Source organism: Bacillus sp. JJ722, from assembly GCF_036963345.1.
Taxonomy (GTDB): domain Bacteria; phylum Bacillota; class Bacilli; order Bacillales; family DSM-1321; genus Bacillus_AD.
On sequence record NZ_JBALMO010000205.1, the window covers coordinates 1 to 1,981 of the forward strand.

The following is a 1,981-nucleotide window of genomic DNA, read 5'->3' on the forward strand; positions in this document are numbered from 1 at the left end:
CTTTTTGCAAGTAGTGCTGTTCATAAAGGTAGCAAGCTAATGCACCGTTTGAAGTTCCAGTCGCTGCTTCTTCATTGATGTCGTATAGTGGAGCAAAATTTCTGCATATAATTCGATTGTCATTAAAAGTATATAGATGCATTCCGACAACATTATAATACTTGCTGATTTCTTTAATTTTTTCAAAATTAGGTTGCAGTGCATGTAATCGTGATTCGCTTTTTATAGGAATTAAAATATCTTTTAAGCCCGTGGAGACAATTTGAATTGGGTATTTATTGTCTATAGCTTTAATGTCAAAACAGTCGATGAACTCGTTTGGAGATACAACATCATAGAATATCGGTTTGTTTTGTTCCATGAATATGATGTCATCTTTTATGGTAATAGTAAGAACACCGCTGTTCGTTTCAATCGTATAGCGATTCCTGAAAAGTTTATTTAAATGCATCAGTATCGCGAAAGAGCCAATTGTGGCATGACCACATAAATCAACTTCTTCTTTTGGTGTAAAATACTCAAATTTATAATCAGCAATTTCAGATTCTGATATAAATGCGGTTTCCGCATAGCCCAGTTGTTTGGCTATTGCCATTTTTTGAGTAGTGGTCAATGTATTCTCAATAAATACCACTCCTGCTTTATTTCCGCCTTTATGATCCTTGCTAAATGCACTTGCAACATAAACGGATATTTTCATAAGACACCTTCCTCACTTATAGTAAATTGTAGCATAGAAAGCACTACGTATAAATGTTGTTGGATAAATTTGCTATAAAGCAAGAGACAAACTATTTTTTAGCATCTGAACTCACCAAAAATAGTTTGTCTACAGTCTGCAATATCTAAAAAAGATATTTTTGGTGGGGGTTTAAGTAGTTATGGAGAAAAAGATACTTTAAATTTTTCAAACATTTCTATAAGCAATAATAATAATATAGAAGCATGTAGGGAATTTAAAGTTTTAGAGGACCTAAAAAAGAAATATCAGTTAGGATAGTACTCCTTTAAACAGAAAAAATATGAGATTATTTAAGACAAAACGAGCGGTATTACTTCATTTAGAGTAATACCGCTTTTAATTTTTAATCTTCATCCATTTTCTTTAATTTCTCACGTTGTTCACCTTGAGAATAGTAAAAAACAGAAGGCAGCTAACAAGAAAAAAACAAATTTACTCGCCTCACGTATTATAAGCTAGATAGCATTTGCATTGCTTAAGTACCATATGGTACGTGACGAGCAGCTGAACAAACACAGAATGGATTGGAATATGGAGATACAGCTGTCTCATATTTTTCAACACTGTTTACATATACAGCTTTAGCCTATGTAATGAAAGGTTTTTCCGATAAAGAAAAGTAAGTACATAATAAAAAAAGAAGGCTATCTCTTATAGGGGTAGCTCTTCTTAACTAAATATCTTATCTATATCTAATGTAAAACCAGGAATGGCTTTAGATGTAATCGTACCTGTTTTTTCAAACGCTAATGATTCATATTGCTTTTGCTCATTCAAAGAATAAACCATTACATAATGTTGCAACGGATTAATAATCCAATACTCTTGAACATTGTATTTCTGGTACAGGTTTAACTTAAACACTAAATCATGAGCTTGGTTGGATGGACTTACAATTTCAATAATCAGTTTAGGAACACCAACATAACGTTGTTCATCAAAACCAGATGGATCACATATGACAGACAAATCAGGAATAACTACTTTTTGATTGTTTTCTTCATCCGATAGAACAACATCGAAAGGAGCTGCTAATACTTCGCATTCTTTTCCCATTAATAAACTACCTAGCTGAACACTCAAACGCATAGAGATTCGTTGATGTTTAACACTAGGAGATGGAGACATGTAAACCACACCATCAATATACTCTAACAACTCATCTGATTTATCTCTCATTTCTAGGTATTCTTCGTAGGAAATGAACGGTTCGTTTGGAAGTTTCATTTGATTCACCAT

The 1,981-nt window shown here is 32.9% G+C and carries 2 protein-coding genes; both read right to left on the reverse strand.

The window, feature by feature from the left end; genetic code table 11:
• Positions 1 to 700 (reverse strand): PhzF family phenazine biosynthesis protein (locus V7014_RS20930; protein ID WP_335509961.1); only part of this gene is annotated, 700 nt, incomplete at its 3' end.
• 711 nt (positions 701 to 1,411) lie between these two features.
• A partial coding sequence (locus V7014_RS20935) for a Uma2 family endonuclease (protein ID WP_335509963.1) occupies positions 1,412 to 1,981 on the reverse strand: 570 nt, incomplete at its 5' end.